Origin of the sequence: Psychrobacter sp. Pi2-52 (assembly GCF_904846705.1) — a bacterium.
Lineage (GTDB): Bacteria > Pseudomonadota > Gammaproteobacteria > Pseudomonadales > Moraxellaceae > Psychrobacter.
The window spans coordinates 1-20,194 of sequence record NZ_CAJHBS010000018.1 but is presented as its reverse complement, the minus strand read 5'-3'; the positions used below and the strand labels follow the sequence as shown (position 1 = coordinate 20,194).

Annotated in this window: 17 protein-coding genes; 10 read left to right on the top strand and 7 right to left on the bottom strand. The window is 43.8% G+C overall.

Features of this window, described 5'->3' with window-relative positions; all coding sequences use genetic code 11:
• Nucleotides 1-5: 5 nt before the first annotated feature.
• A complete protein-coding gene (locus JMY00_RS10055; protein WP_201580070.1) occupies nt 6-1,355 on the bottom strand; it encodes a DUF4105 domain-containing protein in 1,350 nt (449 codons plus the stop codon).
• Nucleotides 1,356-1,643: 288 nt separating this feature from the next.
• Here JMY00_RS10055 and JMY00_RS10050 point away from each other — a divergent pair, with 288 nt between their 5' ends.
• From JMY00_RS10050 to JMY00_RS10030, 5 genes are all read left to right on the top strand, one after another.
• On the top strand, nt 1,644-2,543 hold the full coding sequence (locus JMY00_RS10050; protein ID WP_057761902.1) for a CBS domain-containing protein: 900 nt from the start codon (nt 1,644-1,646) through the stop codon (nt 2,541-2,543).
• Nucleotides 2,544-2,819: 276 nt separating this feature from the next.
• Complete coding sequence (gene lnt, locus JMY00_RS10045) at nt 2,820-4,394, top strand: apolipoprotein N-acyltransferase (RefSeq protein WP_201580069.1); 1,575 nt, start codon at nt 2,820-2,822, stop codon at nt 4,392-4,394.
• A 192-nt stretch (nt 4,395-4,586) separates the two neighbouring features.
• Complete coding sequence (locus JMY00_RS10040; RefSeq protein WP_201580068.1) at nt 4,587-5,045, top strand: hypothetical protein; 459 nt, start codon at nt 4,587-4,589, stop codon at nt 5,043-5,045.
• A gap of 299 nt (nt 5,046-5,344) precedes the next feature.
• Nucleotides 5,345-6,913: a peptide MFS transporter gene (locus JMY00_RS10035; RefSeq protein ID WP_201580067.1), complete on the top strand. Its 1,569-nt coding sequence runs from the start codon at nt 5,345-5,347 to the stop codon at nt 6,911-6,913.
• A 407-nt stretch (nt 6,914-7,320) separates the two neighbouring features.
• Nucleotides 7,321-9,138, top strand: a complete 1,818-nt coding sequence (locus tag JMY00_RS10030; protein WP_201580066.1) for an aminopeptidase P family protein — start codon at nt 7,321-7,323, stop codon at nt 9,136-9,138.
• Nucleotides 9,139-9,276: 138 nt separating this feature from the next.
• Here the strand turns inward: JMY00_RS10030 and JMY00_RS10025 are convergent, their stop codons facing one another.
• The 3 genes from JMY00_RS10025 to JMY00_RS10015 all read right to left on the bottom strand — a co-directional run bounded on the left by JMY00_RS10025 (nt 9,277) and on the right by JMY00_RS10015 (nt 13,117).
• A complete protein-coding gene (locus JMY00_RS10025) occupies nt 9,277-10,116 on the bottom strand; it encodes a hypothetical protein (protein WP_201580065.1) in 840 nt (279 codons plus the stop codon).
• Between the two features lie 130 nt (nt 10,117-10,246).
• On the bottom strand, nt 10,247-11,581 hold the full coding sequence (gene fabF, locus JMY00_RS10020; RefSeq protein WP_201580099.1) for a beta-ketoacyl-ACP synthase II: 1,335 nt from the start codon (nt 11,579-11,581) through the stop codon (nt 10,247-10,249).
• A 153-nt stretch (nt 11,582-11,734) separates the two neighbouring features.
• Nucleotides 11,735-13,117 (bottom strand): anhydro-N-acetylmuramic acid kinase, encoded by a 1,383-nt coding sequence (locus JMY00_RS10015; protein ID WP_201580064.1) that lies wholly within the window; start codon nt 13,115-13,117, stop codon nt 11,735-11,737.
• Nucleotides 13,118-13,260: 143 nt separating this feature from the next.
• On the opposite strand from JMY00_RS10015, the gene tyrS reads away from it, so the two are divergent.
• Genes tyrS through JMY00_RS10000 form a run of 3 tightly spaced genes read left to right on the top strand, consistent with a single transcriptional unit; the run spans nt 13,261 to nt 15,360 of the window.
• Entirely contained in the window at nt 13,261-14,472 is a 1,212-nt protein-coding gene (tyrS, locus tag JMY00_RS10010) for a tyrosine--tRNA ligase (RefSeq protein ID WP_201580063.1), read from the top strand.
• A gap of 38 nt (nt 14,473-14,510) precedes the next feature.
• On the top strand, nt 14,511-15,089 hold the full coding sequence (locus JMY00_RS10005) for a GNAT family N-acetyltransferase (RefSeq protein WP_201580062.1): 579 nt from the start codon (nt 14,511-14,513) through the stop codon (nt 15,087-15,089).
• 31 nt (nt 15,090-15,120) lie between these two features.
• Nucleotides 15,121-15,360, top strand: a complete 240-nt coding sequence (locus JMY00_RS10000; RefSeq protein ID WP_201580061.1) for a DUF1653 domain-containing protein — start codon at nt 15,121-15,123, stop codon at nt 15,358-15,360.
• 43 nt (nt 15,361-15,403) lie between these two features.
• Here the strand turns inward: JMY00_RS10000 and JMY00_RS09995 are convergent, their stop codons facing one another.
• A complete protein-coding gene (locus tag JMY00_RS09995) occupies nt 15,404-16,372 on the bottom strand; it encodes an alpha/beta hydrolase (protein ID WP_201580060.1) in 969 nt (322 codons plus the stop codon).
• Between the two features lie 222 nt (nt 16,373-16,594).
• On the opposite strand from JMY00_RS09995, the gene JMY00_RS09990 reads away from it, so the two are divergent.
• Nucleotides 16,595-17,275, top strand: a complete 681-nt coding sequence (locus JMY00_RS09990; protein ID WP_201580059.1) for a hypothetical protein — start codon at nt 16,595-16,597, stop codon at nt 17,273-17,275.
• Nucleotides 17,276-17,344: 69 nt separating this feature from the next.
• Here the strand turns inward: JMY00_RS09990 and JMY00_RS09985 are convergent, their stop codons facing one another.
• Nucleotides 17,345-18,094 (bottom strand): SDR family NAD(P)-dependent oxidoreductase, encoded by a 750-nt coding sequence (locus JMY00_RS09985; RefSeq protein WP_201580058.1) that lies wholly within the window; start codon nt 18,092-18,094, stop codon nt 17,345-17,347.
• Between the two features lie 73 nt (nt 18,095-18,167).
• On the bottom strand, nt 18,168-18,827 hold the full coding sequence (gene upp / locus JMY00_RS09980) for a uracil phosphoribosyltransferase (RefSeq protein ID WP_057761878.1): 660 nt from the start codon (nt 18,825-18,827) through the stop codon (nt 18,168-18,170).
• Nucleotides 18,828-19,308: 481 nt separating this feature from the next.
• On the opposite strand from upp, the gene JMY00_RS09975 reads away from it, so the two are divergent.
• Entirely contained in the window at nt 19,309-19,875 is a 567-nt protein-coding gene (locus tag JMY00_RS09975) for a DNA glycosylase (protein WP_346765011.1), read from the top strand.
• The last annotated feature ends 319 nt before the right edge of the window (nt 19,876-20,194 follow it).

Below are 20,194 nucleotides of genomic sequence, written 5' to 3'. Positions count from 1 at the left end.
TACAGTTAGTTAGATGCCTGAGCAGTAGACTTGGCCTTTGCTTCAGCACTGGCTTGCGAGTTAGCCAATGCTGGTATCGGAATATCTTGACGAATCTGCTGTGAGAATTTACGGCTGTTCTCATCTCTACTAACGCTAGACTTTAGGTTATTCTGATTATCAAAGCCTTTTGCTTTTGGGTTGATATGAGTGCGCTCATACCACGTGTTCATCGACCAAGGCTGGTTGTCCTTTTCTGGCGCCGCATCCAACATGCCTACATCGTATAGATAGTTCGGTAACCAACCAGAGACCCAAATCCGATAATCCCATGGCAAACGATCGCCACTAACGATACGCGCCATATAAAAGATAATATTGGTACAGTTGCTGATCAATGTATTGTACCAAGCAGGTTTATCGTTCAAATCATCAGCCGCAGTCAGATAAGACTCAAACAGTGACCTCACTTCATGCTGTTGCAAATTGCTAATAGGAAACAGATAAACCTGCTCGCCGCGCGCATTGCTGCGAGTGTAGATAATATCGCGCTCTTCTGCGGCAATCAGGCTCAGCTCATAACGTCGAAAAAACCCAGCCAGCGCTGAAAAAGACTCGCCATCTTCTTTACGTATCTCAAATGAAAAGGCAAGTGGTCTATCATCTTCGAATCGAAAGCTAACCAAGGTATGAGCTATTAGCGGCCCCATCCAATAAGAGTTAGTCACATCAACGCCAGAGAGTTTAGACAAATCAATCGTACGGGTATCCCAGTGTTCAAAGGCGTCTTCTTCAGTTTGCCAATCAAAGTTACGAACATTGGTTAAAGTAATCAAGTCAGGGTTAGTCGCATCGCGCTCATAGGAGACTCGCTGGTCGACTTCAGCCATCCATTCTCGATCTTGTTTCGGTTCGATAGAAAAAAACCAACCTAAACCTACAAGCCAAACAGTGCCATATATGCCGATAAGTAGTTTGGTTGCTGTATTTTTGCTGATTGATTTTTTATTAGACAATGAGTCACTTTGCAATATTTTTGTGACAGTATCCCAATAACGCGTACTTAGCAGCGCAGCTAATATGCCTACAATCACTATTGTCGCAAGCCAAGTCAATACTGAGCTGACGCCATACTGATACCAAATCGCGAGTAACAACCATAGCGCTGATAACAATAACGTAACGGCAATTAAAAAAGTCACAAGACGCTGGTGCCATGTAGGCTTTGGCTGATTGCTATCTGATGGGCTGTTTTTTGATGTTTCGCGTTTTAAGTCAAGACTCTCTAAACCACGGCTCTCTAAGCCACGACTGTCTGACAGTCGACTGCGTGAACGCGACGAGAGTAAGCGAGAAAAAACGGAACGTAGCGACATAGGGTTTGCTTTGATAAATAAAGGCTTTGACCATAGCAAAGTTTATAACACGCTGACAATACAATTTGAGTGAATTTGTCGTTGAATGTCGGTGAGCCTTGCGATAAAGTGAAGCTAATTTGTACTAGCAAATTTGTTATTCATCCAGTAATTAATAACAAACTAGCTGTTTTATTTGCTACTTTTATCCCCATCTAGGCTCTACTTGTTTTTTTATTGAGTATTGTTCGTTTTTCTATTGAATACTATTCTAATTTTTATTAACTAAAGAGGTTAAATCACACCACCATGTCTGACGACACTCCCAGCCCGAGTAGTTGGTCGATGCGCGGCTTAAAACGCTGGCTATCGACCGCCCCCGAAACCCGTGATGAATTGATTCGTCTGGTACAAGACTCGCGCCAGTTTTTAGAGCCTGATACGGTCGATATGTTAGAAGGCGTGCTAGATTTGCCTGCGACACAAGTCCGCGAAATCATGACACCGCGTCCGCAAGTGATTGGCCTGCACGAGAGCACCAGTCTTGCCGAAGTGATGGACATCATTCTTGAGACCACTCACTCGCGCTATCCTGTTTTTGACAGTCAAGATGATGATGCCGTCATCGGTATCTTATTGGCAAAAGACTTAATTCCGATTTTGGTACATATGGTTCGCAACCAAGAAGACAAAATTGACAGTAAACGTCTTAGAGACTTGGTGCGTCAGCCGTTATATATCAGTGAGACGGCTCGTTCTGATACCTTGCTACGCTCATTGCAGCGTACCCAAGTACATATGGCGATTGTCGTTGATGAGTTTGGTAACTTCGGTGGTGTGGTCACCATGGAAGATTTGTTGGAAGAGATCGTTGGCGACATCGTCGATGAGCATGATGACTTTGATGAAGACAGCGATATCAACAACATCGTTCCTGATCCAGAAAAGCCAAACACATGGCGTGTCCAAGCGTCTACGGTGATTGAAGACTGTAATGATGAGCTGGGTAGCCGTTTTGACGATACTGATGTCGATACGATGGGCGGTCTGGTCATGCAAGCACTTGGCTTCGTTGGTGATCTAGAAGGCGAGAGCGTCGTGATAGATGATTGGAAAATTACCATTACCGATGTAGAAGGTCGATTTATCCAAAATCTAGAGCTGACCAAAACCAATGCCGAGCAACAGATATTAATAGGCAGCCACTAGCTTGATTATAGTGTCACGATAATTGGTCAATGAATAAAACTTGTCAGCAAAATCAATAAAAAACACGATGAAAAATCGTGTTTTTTGCTTTCTGCCTTTTGAACTCTAGAATGAGGTTTTGGCTACGCAAATTTACCCATTTGTAGGTTTTGACTGGTATCATGGGTGGGTTTTATTTGTGGCCCTGCATAAAGCATTGTGCAGTCAGGTTTTGCGTGAGTGTTATCTCATCGCTTAGCTGAGAAATTTTAGTAAATATGGTTTTGGATAACTGCTATGCGTCTGTCTACTGTTGATTTGCAAAAACGTCTGAACCCCGATAAGCCAAAAGGTTTACATATGGGGTTGACGGTACTAATAGCTTGGCTGGCAGGGGCAGCTTTTATACTCGCGCTCGCGCCTTATGGTATTTGGCCAGTTGCCTTAGTATCACCTGCCATCTTATATGCGTTATTGGTACCAGCGATGACAGGTCGCCGCGCCTTTCTAATTGGTCAAGCGTACGGTACAGGGCTGTGGTGTGTTGGCGCATTTTGGCTATACACCTCGATACACGTTTATGGTGATACACCCGCATGGCTTGCTTTGATTATGATTGCGCTCATGGGTCTAGGCATGGGCTTGTTCCATGGCTTTTTGGCGCTAATCTTTAATCGTGTAGTTGGCAAGCAGCCTTTATCTTTTGCTGCCCTGTGGATACTCCAAGAGTGGATGAAAACGTGGCTATTTACTGGCTTTCCTTGGCTATTCGTTGGTTATGCGTTTACTGAGCAGTACTGGTTGTCGTCGCTCGCGCCTGTGGCTGGTGTCTTTGCGGTTTCTTTCGTGGCGGTACTACTGGCTGCCAGTATCGTTGAGCTATTGCGTCGCCGCGGTGGCTATATGATTCCATCGATAGCCTTGCTAATTATTAGTAGCACGCTATGGTTGATCAATCCGCAATGGACCAAACCAAAAGGAACCCCTGATTTATCAGTATCTTTGATTCAGGGTAATATCCCGCAAGATCTAAAATGGCTCACCGAGTATCAGATTGAGACGCTAAAAATCTATGCAACGTTGACCCGTGACGAGTGGGGGCGTGACATCGTGCTGTGGCCTGAATCGTCGATTCCTATGTTTCAGACAGAGGCTGTGGGTTTTATCAGTGAAATGGTTGCGATGGCCAAAGAGACTGACACGACATGGGTGACAGGTATTCCCTATAAGGATGAAGCGGCGTTTGATGCCAGTACAGATAAATATCCTCCGTTCTACAATAGTGTGGTAGCGCTAGGAGCACAGGCAGAAGGGCTTTATAAAAAGCAACGTCTGGTGCCATTTGGGGAATATATTCCATTCCAAGGCGTGCTTGATATTCTGCCAAATCTAGCAGGTAGCCAAGATATCATGAGCTATAGTCGCGGCAGTGATCAGCAGTCGCCGCTGCGTGTTCGAGGGCACAACCTAGGTGCAGCCATCTGCTACGAAGTAGCGTACCCAGATACCACGCGTAAAAACGCGATTGGCACAGATTTCCTATTAACCATTTCAAACGATGCGTGGTTTGGTACGTCGGCAGGCCCGCTACAGCATCTACAAATGGTACAGATGCGTGCGTTAGAAAATGGTCGCTGGTTTATGCGTGCGACCAACACAGGTGTGACAGCTATTATCGACCATAAAGGTCGTATCGTAGAGCGTGCACCGCAGTTTGAGCGTACTGTATTGCGCGGCGATATTCAGGCACGAGTTGGCAACACGCCATTCATGCGTTTTGGTCAATATCCTATGTTGTTTATCATGGCACTGTTGCTGATACTCAGCTATTTGGGTAAACGTACTAAGTCTCCAGTACGTTTGGTTAAGTAGTATTATTAAGTAAGATGTGTCGATAGCGAATAATAGATAACTGATTAAGTGGTTAGCTGTCACAAGTGCCAAAAACAGATGTTAAAATTGTGGATAATAAACCCTTTAAATACTTAAGGGTTTTCACAAATCAGTATAAATTGCGATATAATAGGTCAATATTTCAAATATTTTGTGCAAGGTGGATAAGGTATGTCAGAAGGTATCGTCAATAACAATCCAAAAAAAGAGCTGTTATTCGCTTTAGGTGGCATTGCCATGTTCCTAGGTATTGTCTTACTTATTGGTGTTTCTGCATTTTTGCGTCCAGCAGGCGAGCATATCACTGCTGAGACAACTGAAGCATCAGCTGCGGCAGATGAAGCAGAAGCTACTGCTACTGAAGAAGAGGCGGCTCCAGCCGATGCAGAAGCTGCAACAACAGAAGAAGCGTCAGATGCTACAGCGCCTGATACTGCAGCAGATGCAACCGTAACACCAGCGGCAGATGCAGATAGTGCAGTCGTTACTGCGGAAGCAGGTACAGCGACTGCCTCTGGCACTGTAAACCAAGCCGCTGTTGCTGATGCTGATTTGACAGCTGAGCAAGCGGATGGTGACTTAGAGGCTGGGAATGCTGGCGACGCTACTGAAGAGACCGCAGCACAGTAAGCTGTAGTATGACTGTGTAAATGATCTAAAATAGTGCTACTTAATTATAAAATGAGTCTTATTATGAAGTCTCTATCAATAGTGCTATAAGCATAATGATACAGTTCTAAATAGTCATAAAAAGAGCCCGTTCTCAACCATTGAGAGCGGGCTTTTTTTATGAGTATTTGTGTAATTTTTGACCAACTTTTTCTTTACTTGATTATAACCAAGTGAAACAATGTTCCGCCTATATGACCGTCCATCTGGATAATCAGGGGTTTGGTCATTACAAATATGATCTTTAAAGGAATAAAGTTATGGGCACAGAAACAAATTCGGGGGCTAGTGCAGCAGAGTTAGAAGCTCTAGACAATGGCTTTATGGGACATCCTGCGCCCTTACGCTCATTGTTTTTTACCGAAATGTGGGAGCGGTTCTCCTATTATAGTATTCGTCCACTATTGGTTTTATTTATGGTGGCAACAGTGAGCAGTGGCGGTTTTGGCTTTAGTGAAGTCACCGCTTCTGCTATTTATGGTATTTTCGCTGGTTCGTTATACTTAGCAGCAGTACCAGGTGGCTGGTTAGCAGATAACTGGCTAGGTCAAGAGCGTGCGCTGTGGTGGGGTAGTATCATTATTGCCCTTGGTCACTTGTGTATCGCGCTTTCAGCGATGTTTGGTATGACGCTTTTCTTCGTTGGTTTAATCTGTATTGTCTTGGGCTCAGGGTTATTTAAGACCTGTATCTCAGTGATGGTTGGTGCCTTGTACCCGAAAGGCGACTCTCGCCGTGATGGCGGTTTCACCTTATTTTATATGGGGATCAATATCGGTGCGTTATTAGCGGCACTTATCGTCGGCGTATTCAAAGAAAAAGGCATGTGGCATGTCGGCTTTGGCGTTGGTGGTTTGGGTATGTTGGTCTCATTACTGATTTATCGTTTTGTCGCGCAAAAGAACTTAACGCGTTATGCACGCGTCAAAGGTATTTCTGCTGAGTGGGAAAAATCTAACGACCATTACAAAAACATCGGTCGCTGGGTTGGTGGTTTCGTTGCGTTGCTAGTAGCCGCAGTGCTACTAGTGTCTACTGGCATGATATCGTTTAATCCTGAGATGGTTGCAGAGTATATGACGTACATCATTGCTGCGGTGGTTATCTTATATTTCGCTATTATGTTTATCTCACCGCGATTGGATAAGACGGACAAACTACGCTTATTAATTTGTTTTGTCTTAATCATTGGCTCGACGCTGTTTTGGTCAAGTTTTGAGCAGCAGCCAACGTCTTTTAACTTATTTGCCGATCGTTATACCGACCTGAACGTTTTAGGGTTTGAGATACCAAGTATTTGGTTCCAGTCATTGAACCCGCTATTTATTTTAATATTGGCACCTATCGTTAGTATTATCTGGGTCAAGCTTGGTAACCGCGGTCTTGAGCCTAGCAGTATGGCTAAGTTTGCACTCGGTATGCTACTGGCAGCCGCAGGTTTCGCCTTGATGATTTTTGCCTCAAAAAGTATTTTAGCGCCTGGTGCTGGCTTGGCATCGCCACTATGGTTGGTTGGTAGTTTATTATTATTGACGCTAGGTGAGTTAGCATTAAGCCCAGTTGGTTTGTCTGCCATGACTAAGCTGGCGCCAGAAGGTATGCAAGGTCAAATGATGGGCCTGTTTTTTGCTTCTATCGCTATGGGTAACTTGGTTGCTGCTTTCTTTGGTGGGCACGTATCTGCTGATAAAATCGAAGGCTTACCAGGTCTATTTACCACCATGACCATCTTCTTGGTAGTTACCGCTGTACTACTATTGATACTAGCAAAACCTATTAATAAGATGCTTAAAGAAAGCGAGCATGAGAAACAATTGGCCAAGCAATAAGATAATCTGATGTACATTTGTGATTAACAACAGCACAAGTGACACATGATGAGACGTGTTACCATTACTGGTAGCACGTTTTATTGTTTTAGTTGGTGGGATATTTAGCACAAGCTATTGAAAGCTTATTATCCGCCCAAACATCTAATGATAGGGCACCGTAAACCCCGGTGACGCAATATTAATTTCAATTTTCTACTCTCAATAAGCGGATGCAGTTATCAACGAAAACACAGTTAGATAGCTAAATAAGTAGACTGTTTGCTTGAATAATTGCTATCGATAATAAATGTCTTATTAAAACTAAAGCGGTATTAACAACTCAAACAAGATGACTATTAGAACAAGACGATTCTAAATAATCGCTCCATCATCATATTTTTATAATTTCTATAAGGACACATTCAATGAATAAACAAGCCATTCACGAACGTATTGCTAACTTACGTAGCACCTTAGCCGCGCAAGATCTCACCGCAATCATCGTACCCTCTGCTGATCCCCATTTATCTGAATATCTACCAGAGTACTGGCAAGCACGCTTATGGCTGTCAGGATTTACCGGTTCTGTCGGTACGCTGGTAGTGACTGCTGACTTTGCAGGTCTATGGACGGATAGCCGTTATTGGGTACATGCTGCCGACCAGTTAGAAGGCACAGGTATTACTTTAGAAAAGCTTGCGCCAGGTCAGCCAAATCATATCGACTGGCTAGCCGATCATTTGCAAGAAGGGGATAGCGTAGCAGTAGACGGCAACGTACTATCTATCGCCGAGCAAGATCGCCTGCTAAATGCTTTTGATGCCAATGACATTACTTTGATTACTGAGCGTGATGTGCTGACAGAGATTTGGACAGATCGCCCAGCACTACCAGCGGCCAAATTATATACTCATGATGAGCAGTTCCTTGCTCAGTCTGCCACCTCAAAGCTTGCAGCAGTACGCGAAGGCATGGCAGAAGCAGGTGCGACCCATCATTTACTTTCAAGCTTAGACGATATCGCTTGGTTGACGAACTTGCGCGGCGCTGATGTTGATTATAATCCGGTATTCTTGTCGCACATGTTGATTGATGCAGACAAAGCAACGTTGTTTGTTGATACTGATAAAGTAAATGAAGATATTGCACAGAGTCTAAAAGACAGTGGTATCACATTGGCTGACTATTCTGCTGTGCAAGAGGCTTTGAGTGCATTAACGCCAGACGATTTATTACTGTTAGATCCGAGCAAAGTCGCAGTAGGTACACTCTCAAAAATGGCAGATGATGTTGGCTTTATTGAGCAAATGGCACCTAGCACATTACTTAAATCTGTAAAGTCAGATGCAGATATCGATCATGTGCGTGAAGCGATGCGTCAAGATGGCGCTGCTTTGGCTGAATTTTTTGCTACGTTCGAGCAGCGTCTAGCAGCAGGCGAGCGTTTAAGTGAACTAGATGTTGATAGCATGCTGATAGATGTGCGCAGTCGTCAGCCGCATTATGTCTCGCCAAGCTTCCCTACCATCGCAGGCTTTAACGAAAATGGCGCGTTGCCACATTACCGCGCAACGCCAGAAAAATTCAGCTACCTTGATGTGGCCGAGGGCGAAGGCGGATTGCTACTGATTGACTCAGGCGCACAATATCAAAATGGTACGACTGATATCACCCGCGTAGTCGGTATTGGACAAGTCACTGCTGAGCATAAACGTGACTTTACTATTGTGTTAAAAGCCCACATTGCGCTAGCTCGCGCTCATTTCCCTGATGGTATCGCCTCACCGTTGATCGATGCTATTTGCCGTGCGCCATTGTGGCAAGCACAGATGGACTATGGTCATGGTACGGGTCACGGCGTTGGTTATTTCTTAAACGTACATGAAGGCCCACAAGTCATCGCCTATAGCGCTAGCACACCAAAAGAGCGTGCGATGAAAGTCGGTATGATTTCAAGTAATGAGCCAGGTCTATACCGCGAAGGCAAATGGGGTATTCGTATCGAGAACTTGGTAGTAAATACGCCAGTTGCTAAGCCTACTGAGACAGAGTTTGGTGATTTCTTGAACTTTGAGACCATCACTTACTGCCCAATTGACACGCGTTTGATTGAGCCGTCACTGTTGGATCAAACCGAGATTGATTGGCTAAATGACTATCATAGCCAAGTCTTCGCAGAGCTAAAAGATCGTGTTGAAGGGTCAGCGCTTGAATGGTTGACTGAACGTACCAAAGCCATTTAATACCAAGCTCAAAACATTAACTAAAAGTACTAAAAAGCCCCGTAAATTATTTACGGGGCTTTTTAGTGTTTGTTATCTAATAATTACTACTAAGCGACTGTTGCTAAATATACGTCTAACACTGAAAAATACGCACTGTTAGTGGATGCTTTTCTTAGCAGCTTCATTATTAGTAGTTGAGTCATTCTGTTCACTGAAGTGTTGGGTTACCTCAGCACGGAGCCAAGACTTTAGGTTTTCAGACATTAGCATCATTTGCTCGCTTAAATAGTCATCGACCTGTGTTTCTAGCTCGCGGATTAGCTGTTGATGTGTTGCATCTAGCTTCGCGTCTTTTAATGCCAAATTAATCGCTACACTGGCTTTATTATTAATATTTTTAATGTGGTTATCGCTAAGCGTATGTGCCTGTTCGCCAATGGTTTTGTCATCAGCATTTTTATTATCGCTAGCATTGCTTTCAGTATTTACGACTTCTGATGCCACTTTTTCAATCTTTGCGTTAGAATTTTCAGTAACAAAATCGTCAGTAACGGCGCTATCTGTCACGACTTTATCTGTGTTTGATTTAGCTACGTCGGTAGCAGCCTGTTCTTTGTCTTTGTCTTTGTCTTTGTCTGTCTTTAACGCTGACTGCGTATTTTTTTCTTGTTCTTTTCGAGTCGCTTCTTCTGTTTCTTTTTTCTTCTGCTCGTCTTCTAGTTTTTGTTTTGCAGCGGCCGCGTCTTCTTGCTCTTGTTTGTCCGTGATTGCTTTAGCAATGGCTTGCTCTGCATTGTAGTTGTCGTATTGCTCGTCTACATGCGCATCTAAATCATGAGTATTAAAAGTAAAGTCTTCAAATGAGGTGTCAGATTGCAGCAGGGTAGTGATGTCTTTTAGTTCTTGGGTAATCGCTGCGCGTACTGGCTCAGGTGCACACGTCCAGCGTTGATAAAACTGATGGGAAAATGAGTAGCTTGACATGGTATCTTCCATAAATGTTCCAAAAATTACCCCTTATCATACGCAAGTACGACAAGGGGCTGCAAGTGGACAAACGTAGCAAATCTGACACCAACGTTACAACGCACTCATTACCATGCGCTGTGATGTAGATGGGTAGCTATTATTGACTGATAGGCCAGCGAGCAAATACCAATGAGCCATTGGTACCACCAAAGCCAAAGCTGTTGGATACTGCATACTGCAAGTTATCAACTTTGCGTGATTGATTAGCCACATAATCAAGGTTACAGTTGTCCTCGACATCATCTAGATTGATCGTAGGCGGCACATGCTGATGCTGTAGCGCTAATACTGTAAAGATAGCTTCAACTCCGCCAGCAGCACCAAGTAAATGACCAGTCATCGATTTGGTTGAGCTAACTAAGATGCTGTCTTTTACAGGAGAAAAAACAGTTTCGATAGCAATAGACTCAGCCACATCACCCGCAGGGGTACTAGTACCATGAGCGTTGACATAACCGACGCTTGATGACTCGATACCAGCATCGTTTAGTGCATTTTGCATCGCTCTTGCTGCACCGCTACCGTCTTCTGGTGGCGCAGTAATATGACTGGCGTCATCGCTCATACCAAAACCGACTAGCTCTGCCAATATCGTTGCACCGCGCGCTTTGGCATGGGCAAGGCTTTCTAATACCACCACGCCAGCACCATCACCAAGGACAAATCCGTCACGACCTTTATCAAACGGACGTGAGGCTTTGGTTGGTTCATCGTTGCGCGTAGAGAGTGCATGCATAGCACTGAAGCCAGCTATACCAAGTGGACTAGAGCCTTTTTCACTACCGCCTGCCAACATAACGTCAGCATCACCATAAGCAATCAAACGAGCAGCAAGACCCATAGCATGAGTCGCCGTGGTACAAGCCGTCGATGTCGCAAGGTTTGGGCCTTTTAACTTATGCTTAATTGCTACTAGTCCAGCGGCCATATTAACGATAGAGCCTGGGATAATAAAAGGTGAGACTTTGCCTGCGCCTTTTTCGTGTAAGGTATCACGGCTGTTTTCAATCGTTTGGATACCGCCAATACCTGAACCTAAAATAATACCAAAGCGATCTTGGTCAACGCCTTGCACAGGCGCATCAGCAGCACTGACTTCCTCGATAAAACCAGCGTGCTTTAGGGCCATGGCAGAAGCGGCAACCCCATAATGCATAAACTCATCATAGCGACGCGCATCTTTGGCATTCATATATTGCTTGGCATCGAAGTCTTTGATCACGCCTGCGATTTGCGCACGGTAGCCGGTGGCATCGAAATGCGTAATCGGTGAGATACCACTCTCGCCATTGAGCAATTTGGTCCATGAGCTATCGACGTCTAGACCGAGCGGCGTAATGGCGCCCATACCTGTGACTACCACACGCGTATCATCAGAACGCTCGTAGTGAGGTGGTTTTTGACGCGATTTATGTACAGGTGCTGCAGTCATATTATTTGTGTCATCAGTGGTGGCTTGGTCGATAGGTGAACTACTATTCTGGCTCATGCGATATATCCTATACTTACAGGTCCTAAGAGAATGGCGTTTCAAAAGTCATTATAAAACACATAGGTGCACGTATGTAAACTAAAATTTAACTGGTCAGGAAAAACATACTTGACCCAATACCACGCCTTTATTTGCACCAGTTACCGCTGGTAAATTACCAGTTTCACCCATCAATGTTTGTCTAGCCAACCATGCAAAAGCAACGGCCTCGACCCACGTTGGCGCAAGTCCTAAATATTCAGTGGTTTTTACTGTGCAATGGGGTAGATGTGCTTGCAAGCGTGTCATTAAATAGTCATTCAAAGCGCCGCCGCCGCAAACATAAACCGAGCTGTTTTTGGCCGGGCTGACAAACATATTGATTTGCGTACTGGCACTGATGGCCGTTAGCTCAGTCAAGGTTGCTTGCACATCGGCTGCTGAATAACTGATATTAGCATTGGCTTGCTCAAAAGCCTGTAGCTCATTTTGCAACCAAGTTAAGTTAAAGTCCTCACGGCCTGTACTTTTTGGATGAGACTGAGCAAAAAACGGATGTGCCAAAAGTTGCTGTAATAATGGCTCAATGAGGGTTCCAGACTGCGCCCAAGCGCCACCTGCATCATAAGCATTGTCGGTATGCAAAGATATCCACGCATCCAATAATAAGTTGGCAGGACCCGTATCGTAGCCAACAACTTGGTCTTTTTCATTGGCTGGCAAGACGGTTATATTGGCAATACCACCTAAGTTTAATAGCACACGGGTACTATCAGGATTGGCAAATAATGCCTGATGAAATGCAGGTACTAAAGGCGCGCCTTGACCACCAACGGCCATATCACGACGTCGGAAATCATTGACCACGCTGATGCCTGTGCGCTCAGCGATGATATTGGCATCGACCAGTTGCAACGTGAATCCCATCTGCGGGCGATGGCGTACGGTTTGTCCATGACAGCCAATCGCTAGCACTGACTCAGGATCGGTATTTGATTGCTGCAATAAAGTATTGACCACTTCACTCGCGAACTCAGCATACGTGCGACTTGCCCAACCGAACCAGTCCAGCTCACTATATAGTTCGCTATTCGGTTCGGTTTTTGATTTTTCAGCTGCGGGTTTGAGGTTTTTTACACCATTCGGCTGACACAGTGCCAATAACACCTCACGCAGACGTGGCGGAAAGTCTTGGCTATAGGTCGCAAGCAGTCGCATTGGCGGTTGGGTGCCACCTTCGTTGCTTATCTCAGGATTAAACTGACAGAGGGCCGCATCCATACCATCCAAACTGGTGCCAGACATCATGCCGATATATAAGCCATCATCGAAGCTTTCAAACACCGTTTGCTCAAGTGCATCCGTTAGGGTGGCATAGTTCGAATTATCAGAGGTCAAATCATCAATATCGTCTGTACTGTTATCCAAACCATTATTCATAATCAAGTCTGCGAGGGCATTATGGTCAGTATCAGCAATCGATGCGGGGTTGGTCATGGCAATTTACCTTAAAAAACGCTAGTATATCCGTCAAATTCTAGCATTTTTTCTGACCTTTTGAGGTTCTAAACTTCCTAAGGTGTTGAGCCAGTAACCGTCATTCATAAAAATCCCAATTAAAGTGATATATAGAGAGCATCATGACCAATCAAACTTACACCCTAGAAGAACAACTGGCCCTTATTCAGCGCGGTACGCAAGAGATACTATCTGAAGATGACTTAGTGGCTAAGCTAAAGCTCAGTCGCCCATTACGTATCAAGGCAGGCTTTGATCCTACCGCACCTGACCTGCATTTAGGTCATACCGTGCTGATTAATAAGCTTAAGCATTTTCAAGATTTGGGTCATGAGATTTATTTTCTAATCGGCGATTATACCGCCAAGATTGGTGACCCTTCTGGCAAAAACAGCACGCGTCCACCGTTGACTGATGAGCAAATCAAAGCCAACGCAACGACTTATGCTGAGCAAGTATTCAAAATATTGGACAAAGAAAAAACCCGCGTGGTCTTCAACTCTGAGTGGTTCAACGACATGAGCGCCGCTGATATGATTCAGCTAGCCAGTCAGCAAACCGTCTCGCGTATGCTAGAGCGTGATGACTTCTCAAAACGCTATGCATCACAAACGCCCATCTCGATCCATGAGTTTCTTTATCCGTTAGTACAAGGCTACGACTCTATCGCCCTAAAAGCAGACGTTGAGCTTGGTGGTACCGATCAAACTTTTAACTTGCTAATGGGTCGCACGTTGCAAGGACGCTATGGTCAAGAGCCGCAAGTTTGTATCACTGTGCCAATCTTAGAAGGGCTAGATGGTGTCAATAAAATGTCCAAATCACTGGGTAACTATGTCGCTATCTATGATGCGCCGGGCACCATGTATCAAAAAATCCTGTCGATGCCGGACACACTGATCCATCGCTACTTTGAGTTTTTAAGCTTTAAGCCAATGGAAGAAGTGGAAAGCTTGATGGCAGACATGGAAGGTGGCCGTAACCCACAAGAAATCAAACGTATCTTAGCCGAAGAGTTAATCGAGCGCTTCCATGATGCTGATGCCGCTGCTAATGCGCACAAATCTGCTGGTAACGTCTTAGCAGATGGCGAGCTACCGGTTGACTTGCCAGAAATCATGTTGGATCTAGAAGGGCAAGATGCGTTATTTATCACCCAGATCTTGAACCAAGCTAAGCTCGCTAAAAACAACTCAGCTGCCAAAGACATGGTAAAACGTGGCGCGGTCAAAGTAGATGGCGAAGTCGTTGATGGTGGTTTTAGTCTAAACTCAGGTCAAACGGTCGTAATTCAAGCAGGCAAAAAGGCTTATGCGAAAGTGACGGTTGCTTAAGCGCTTGCTCACATCAATAATGGCTTGAGGAGAGATAAATGCTAGAACAGGTTACCTTATCGAGTAATGATATTACCCTTGAGCCATTAACGCTCGCTCATGCCACTGACTTGATTAAAGCTTGCCAAAATGGTGAATTGTGGAAAATAAACGTGACATCTGTACCTGAGCCAGACAAGGTCATTGACTATATCAATGTCGCAGATTCAATGCTTGATAGACAAGCTTTTGCCGTCATTGATGAGCATACTGGCAAAGCGATTGGGTCAACAAGCTTCCATGACATTTTGCCGACTACCAAAAGATTAGAGATTGGCTATACTTGGTATGCCAAATCTTACTGGCGCACGCACGTCAACACGACTTGTAAACTGATGCTGCTCACTTATATATTTGAAACGCTAGAATATCAGACCGTAGGATGGCGTACAGATATTGACAATCATCGCTCGCAACAAGCCATCGAGCGCTTAGGTGCTAAAAAAGACGGTGTGATTCGTGGCAATCGAGTACGCCGTGACGGCGTTATTTCAGATACAGTCATGTACAGCGTCGTTAGCTCTGAATGGGTAGATATAAAACCCAAGCTTGTAGCGAAAGTACAAAGCATTTATTAATCTTTTAACTATTAATATAAATGAGTGGTTTATGTCTCAACAAAGTCAAAACACGGTAGCCCAAGGCATTTACCGCCATTACAAAGGCAGTCTTTATCAAGTGATGCATACCGCACAGCATTCAGAGACCGAAGAGTCACTAGTAGTCTATCGCTGTCTTTACGGTGAGTATGGCGTGTGGGTACGCCCGCTTGCGATGTTCGCTGAGACGGTCACGGTTAATGGTAAAGAAATTCCGCGATTTGAATTGATTAAACCATTAAATGATTAATACTTAGCCAATAATTTAGATTGAATTTAGCGCAAACTTACAATTAAGCGCTCAGAAACTCTTTCAATACTTTATAAAAACTAACTGGTGCATCCATCGGTACAGCATGGCCCGATGTTGGCAAAATAATACTGTGCGCATTGGGCAGCAGAGTGGTCAAACGCTGTTGCCACTCTGCACTATATAATTGCGAGCGCGCGCCAATTAGTAAAGTAGTCGGAATATTGATAGTGGGCAAAACCTCGCGGTAATCGTAGGGCAGCGCAACATAAGCTGATAGGCAGCGCAGTTTATGTTGCCAAGTCGCGTGTTCCATTAATGAGATTTTGTGCGGTGCCCGATAACTGAGGGCTTTTACCAATAATTGAGAAGGTTTGCTACTGACAGAGAGCAGAGAAAAAGAGCGCTCCATGTCTAATAAATTTACTTTTAATCGATAGGGCAGGTGACGGAAGTCAACCATTTGCTCGGCTTGTAGATAAGGAGTAGTGTCGGTAATTAGCTGTGTAAATTGCGCAAACAATTCGGTTTGTCGTGTGCCAAATACACCGCCACCTTGCCAGTCTGGCTGATTATGAATAATCGGTGCTTGATCAATGTTCAGATAATGGCTCACGCGCTGAGTACCAAAGCGCTGAAAATATGCCCACATGACCAATGCTCCCATCGATATCGCGGCAACAGGGAAAGCCTCAAAGCCAGTTTCTTTGCTCACGTATTCAAACACATCTTGGGTATTTTGTGCATATTGCTCAATAAAATCAAACGTTGGCAACGTTAGATGACTGGCCAAACCAAACCCTCTAAAATGCGGCAAGTAAAAACAGTAATCCTGAATGAGCGGTAAAATAAATGGCAAAAATTGCCTCGCATCCATACCAAAAGCGTGCATTAATAGGACAGGTTTACCTTTGCCAATGACAGAGACGGGCAGCAGAGTTCCATCAGCTGTTTGGACAGTAATGGTTTTTAGCTGGTAAGGAGTAGGAAAGGGTATGAGGTCTTTTTTCATAGAATGATATCTCTTTGATTTTTAAGCTTTCTCGGTCAATTTAGCTAAGAAAGTATGGCGGTAGAGTACACCGCTACAAAATAGTTATACCGCGAATAAAAGACTGCTGTATTAAAGCTGTCGCCTGACCATAGCATAGAATTTGGCTAAGGGTAAAAGTCAACAGTGAGACTATACCAGTGCTATGTAGGGGCTGAAAATGATCGTTGAGGATATAAGCACATGAGCAAATCAACATTGCCGTTACTCGATAGTAGTCTATATCCACAAGTATGGCAGCAGCAGACATTTACCAGTCCGAAGGCGCTTTTGCTATCGATGTTGTCTGCTACTTTGAGTAGGGAGGTAACAATTGATGCCAGTGTTTTCACCAAGCAGTTATTGGCAGACGATGTTTATCAAGAATGGATTAATACCACGGTGTTTGGGCGTTATCTTCATCGTAACTTTACCGCATTTTATCAGCAGACAGAAGACAGTTTTAATACAGATATGCCTGCATTGTTCCGTCAAGAATTAGTACGGCATGCGCAGTATTTACCGCTCAATCAGGTATTGTTTTTTGCAGGAGATATGCCCAAAAGTGTACGACAGACTAAGACGTTAACCACTACGGTGAATCCGGCAACGGCAATAATAAATGCTCAGACAATGTCTGAGAATCTGGCACAAAAGCTGACCGTGAATACTTCAAAGTTAATTATTAATCAGATAACTATCACTGGTAAGCAAGTTTTAGGGTTTGCGATACGTCATAATAAACGCACTAGCGAACGTCTGCGTAACGAAGTGCTGATTTTGGACTTTCAGGATTTGCGTTTGGTCAATGAGCAAGCTATTGAAGACATAAAAAAAAGCAATATAGATGACTCTATATTGCTTCGATCTTATGAGATACGCTAACAGGTTCGGTATTGATAAGTGATATATTGATAATCAGCATTGATACTATAACTAGCCGAGCAGTTAATATCAATCTTGCTTGGTAATCGTCAGTCCATTATAGGTCTGGGCGACTGGCATTACTTCTAGGCGGTTGACGTTAATATGAGCAGGTGACTCAATTAGCCATAACAAAATATCGCCAATATCTTCACCTGTCATGGTTTTAAAGCCATCATACACCTTGGCAGCTTTGTCATTGTCACCATGATAGCGCACGTTTGAAAACTCAGTGCCAGCCACATTACCAGGTTCAAGATTGGTCACACGTACTTGGGTACCAATCAGATCCGCTCGCAAGTTTAAGCTGAACTGTTTTACGAACGCTTTAGTTGCGCCGTAAACATTACCACCGAAGTAAGGCCAGCTACCAGCAATCGAACCGACATTGATGACATAGCCACTGTCACGCTCAACCATCGCTGGCAAGACCGCATGAGTCAACGCCATCAAGCCTTTAATATTAGTATCAGTCATACGCATCCAGTCATCAAGACTGGCTTTGTGAGCAGGCTCTGTACCCAGTGCCAATCCTGCATTATTGACTAAGACATCGATTTGTTTCAAATCATCAGGCAAGTCAGCAATGATTTTCGGGATAGAAGCTGTATCACTCACATCCATAACTACGGGTAAAAAAGTCTCACCTAAAGTCTCTGCCAAAGCATTCAGTTTATCAAGGCGTCTGGCGCAACCAATCACGCGATGGCCGTTAGCAACCAAACGCTCTGCCAACGCTTTACCAAAACCCGCGCTCGCTCCTGTAATCAATACGTTCATGATCTATCCTTATTATTGATGTTGTCTGCTTTTATCATAACTTTGATGATGGCTTTATTTACCCTAATGCGAATTATCTATTCGATAACTGCTTACCAAAAATCTTATCACCAGCATCGCCTAGACCTGGGATAATGTAACCGTGCTCATCTAAATGGCTGTCTAGCGCAGCAGTGTAGATAGTCACGTCAGGATGCGCTTCATTTACCAAACGTACGCCTTCAGGTGCAGCCACTAATACCAATGCTTTAATATTAGTACAGCCATTTTTCTTTAGCATCTCGATGGTCGCAACCATTGAGCCGCCCGTGGCTAGCATTGGATCAATGATTAGCGCAGGACGCTTGTCCATGTGGCTCACAAATTTTTCAAAGAAAGGGACTGGCTGCAACGTTTCTTCATCACGTTGTAGACCGACCACAGAAATCTTAGCGGTAGGGATTAGATCGAGCACACCATCAAGCATGCCAATACCTGCGCGCAAAATCGGTACGATCGTCGCCGTCTTACCGATGATTTGCTCACCAGTGATCTCGCCACACCAGCCTTCCATTGGAAAAGTTTCAATTTCAAAATCACGGCTCGCTTCATAAGCCATCAAGCGCGCAAGCTCTTTGGTCAATGTACGAAATTTATAAGTACTACAGTCTTTTTCGCGCATAAGGCTGAGTTTATGACGGACTAGTGGATGATCGATTACCGTAATTTTTAAATCGCTGTTTAAGTCACTCATAAGTACTCTCTTGGTTTCTTGTCTGATGCTTGCGCAGTTACTGCGGTTGCTATTAGTATAAAAGATACAAACACTTACCGCACTTTAACCATATCTTTAGCTCATAAATAGTAAAGTTAAATCCTTCACAATCAAGCTAATTAACTACTTTACGACAGTGCTCATTTATCGCAATGACAATATTTGCGTTCACAGCTGCCATCAAAGCCTAAGCAATTCAGGCCAAGTAAAAAGATATCGCGCTATTTAAGTCAACTGATTGAACCGACTAAGTTTGGCTATATAGCGTGATTATAAGTGAGGTAGTGTTTAGACTTGCTATGATACCAAAAAAACCGCTTTTCTGATGAAGAATATCATGACTATAAAAACACCAAGCACTCAAAAAACCACTGATACTGAATCGAAATTGTCTAATGACAAAGCCACAGAGCTCGAAACCCATCCTTTTGAGCCTGTCTTACCACCCAATGCAACGGTCATGATGATGGGTACGTTTCCACCGACTGCTGATAAATGGGCGATGAGCTTTCATTATCCTAATTTTTATAATGATATGTGGCGGATATATGGTCGAGTATTTTTTGATGATGCTGACTACTTTAGAATAGGCGATGAGAAGCGCTTTGACCCTGAGCGCATTCGAGATTTTATGTTTGAACGTGGCATTGCGTCTTGTCCGACAGTAAAGCAGGCCATCCGTGAGACGGGTAATGCTTCGGATAAAAATCTAACGGTAGTCACACCTGTTGATTTAGATGTTATCTTGCCACAAGTGCCGAAGGTAAAGTCATTGTTTACGACAGGAGGCAAAGCGACCGAAGTACTGCTTGGGTTATTAGACGAGCCAATTGCCAAATCAAAGCATCCAAAAACCAATCAAAGTATGGATTATCCTTATCAATGGCAGAGTACAGACGACCAGAAAGCTGATGTGAATAATCTAACCTTATACAGATTGCCGTCAACCTCACGTGCTTATCCACTATCGTTGGATAAGAAAGTCGCTGCGTATAAAGCATTTTTCGAAAAAATGGGTAAGTTATAAAATGGAAATAGAGAAATGGTTGCACTAATTGAAGATAAAGCTCAAAGATAGTAGAAGGTATTTATCTAACAAAGATAAGCGTTTTTAATGTTAGAAAGTACAGTAAATAGCACATTTATAATCAGTTTCTACACCTATTAAAATTGATTAAATCATAACCCATTGAAAGAAATACAGATTTCTTTATCTTACTAAAATAAGTTCAAAAACATTAATAAAACGGGTTGACACAAAAGTTAAACCGTCTATAATACGCACCTCATCAAGACGAGCTGGAAGTAGCTAGTGTGTAGATTACACATTGATAACCCAGTTAACT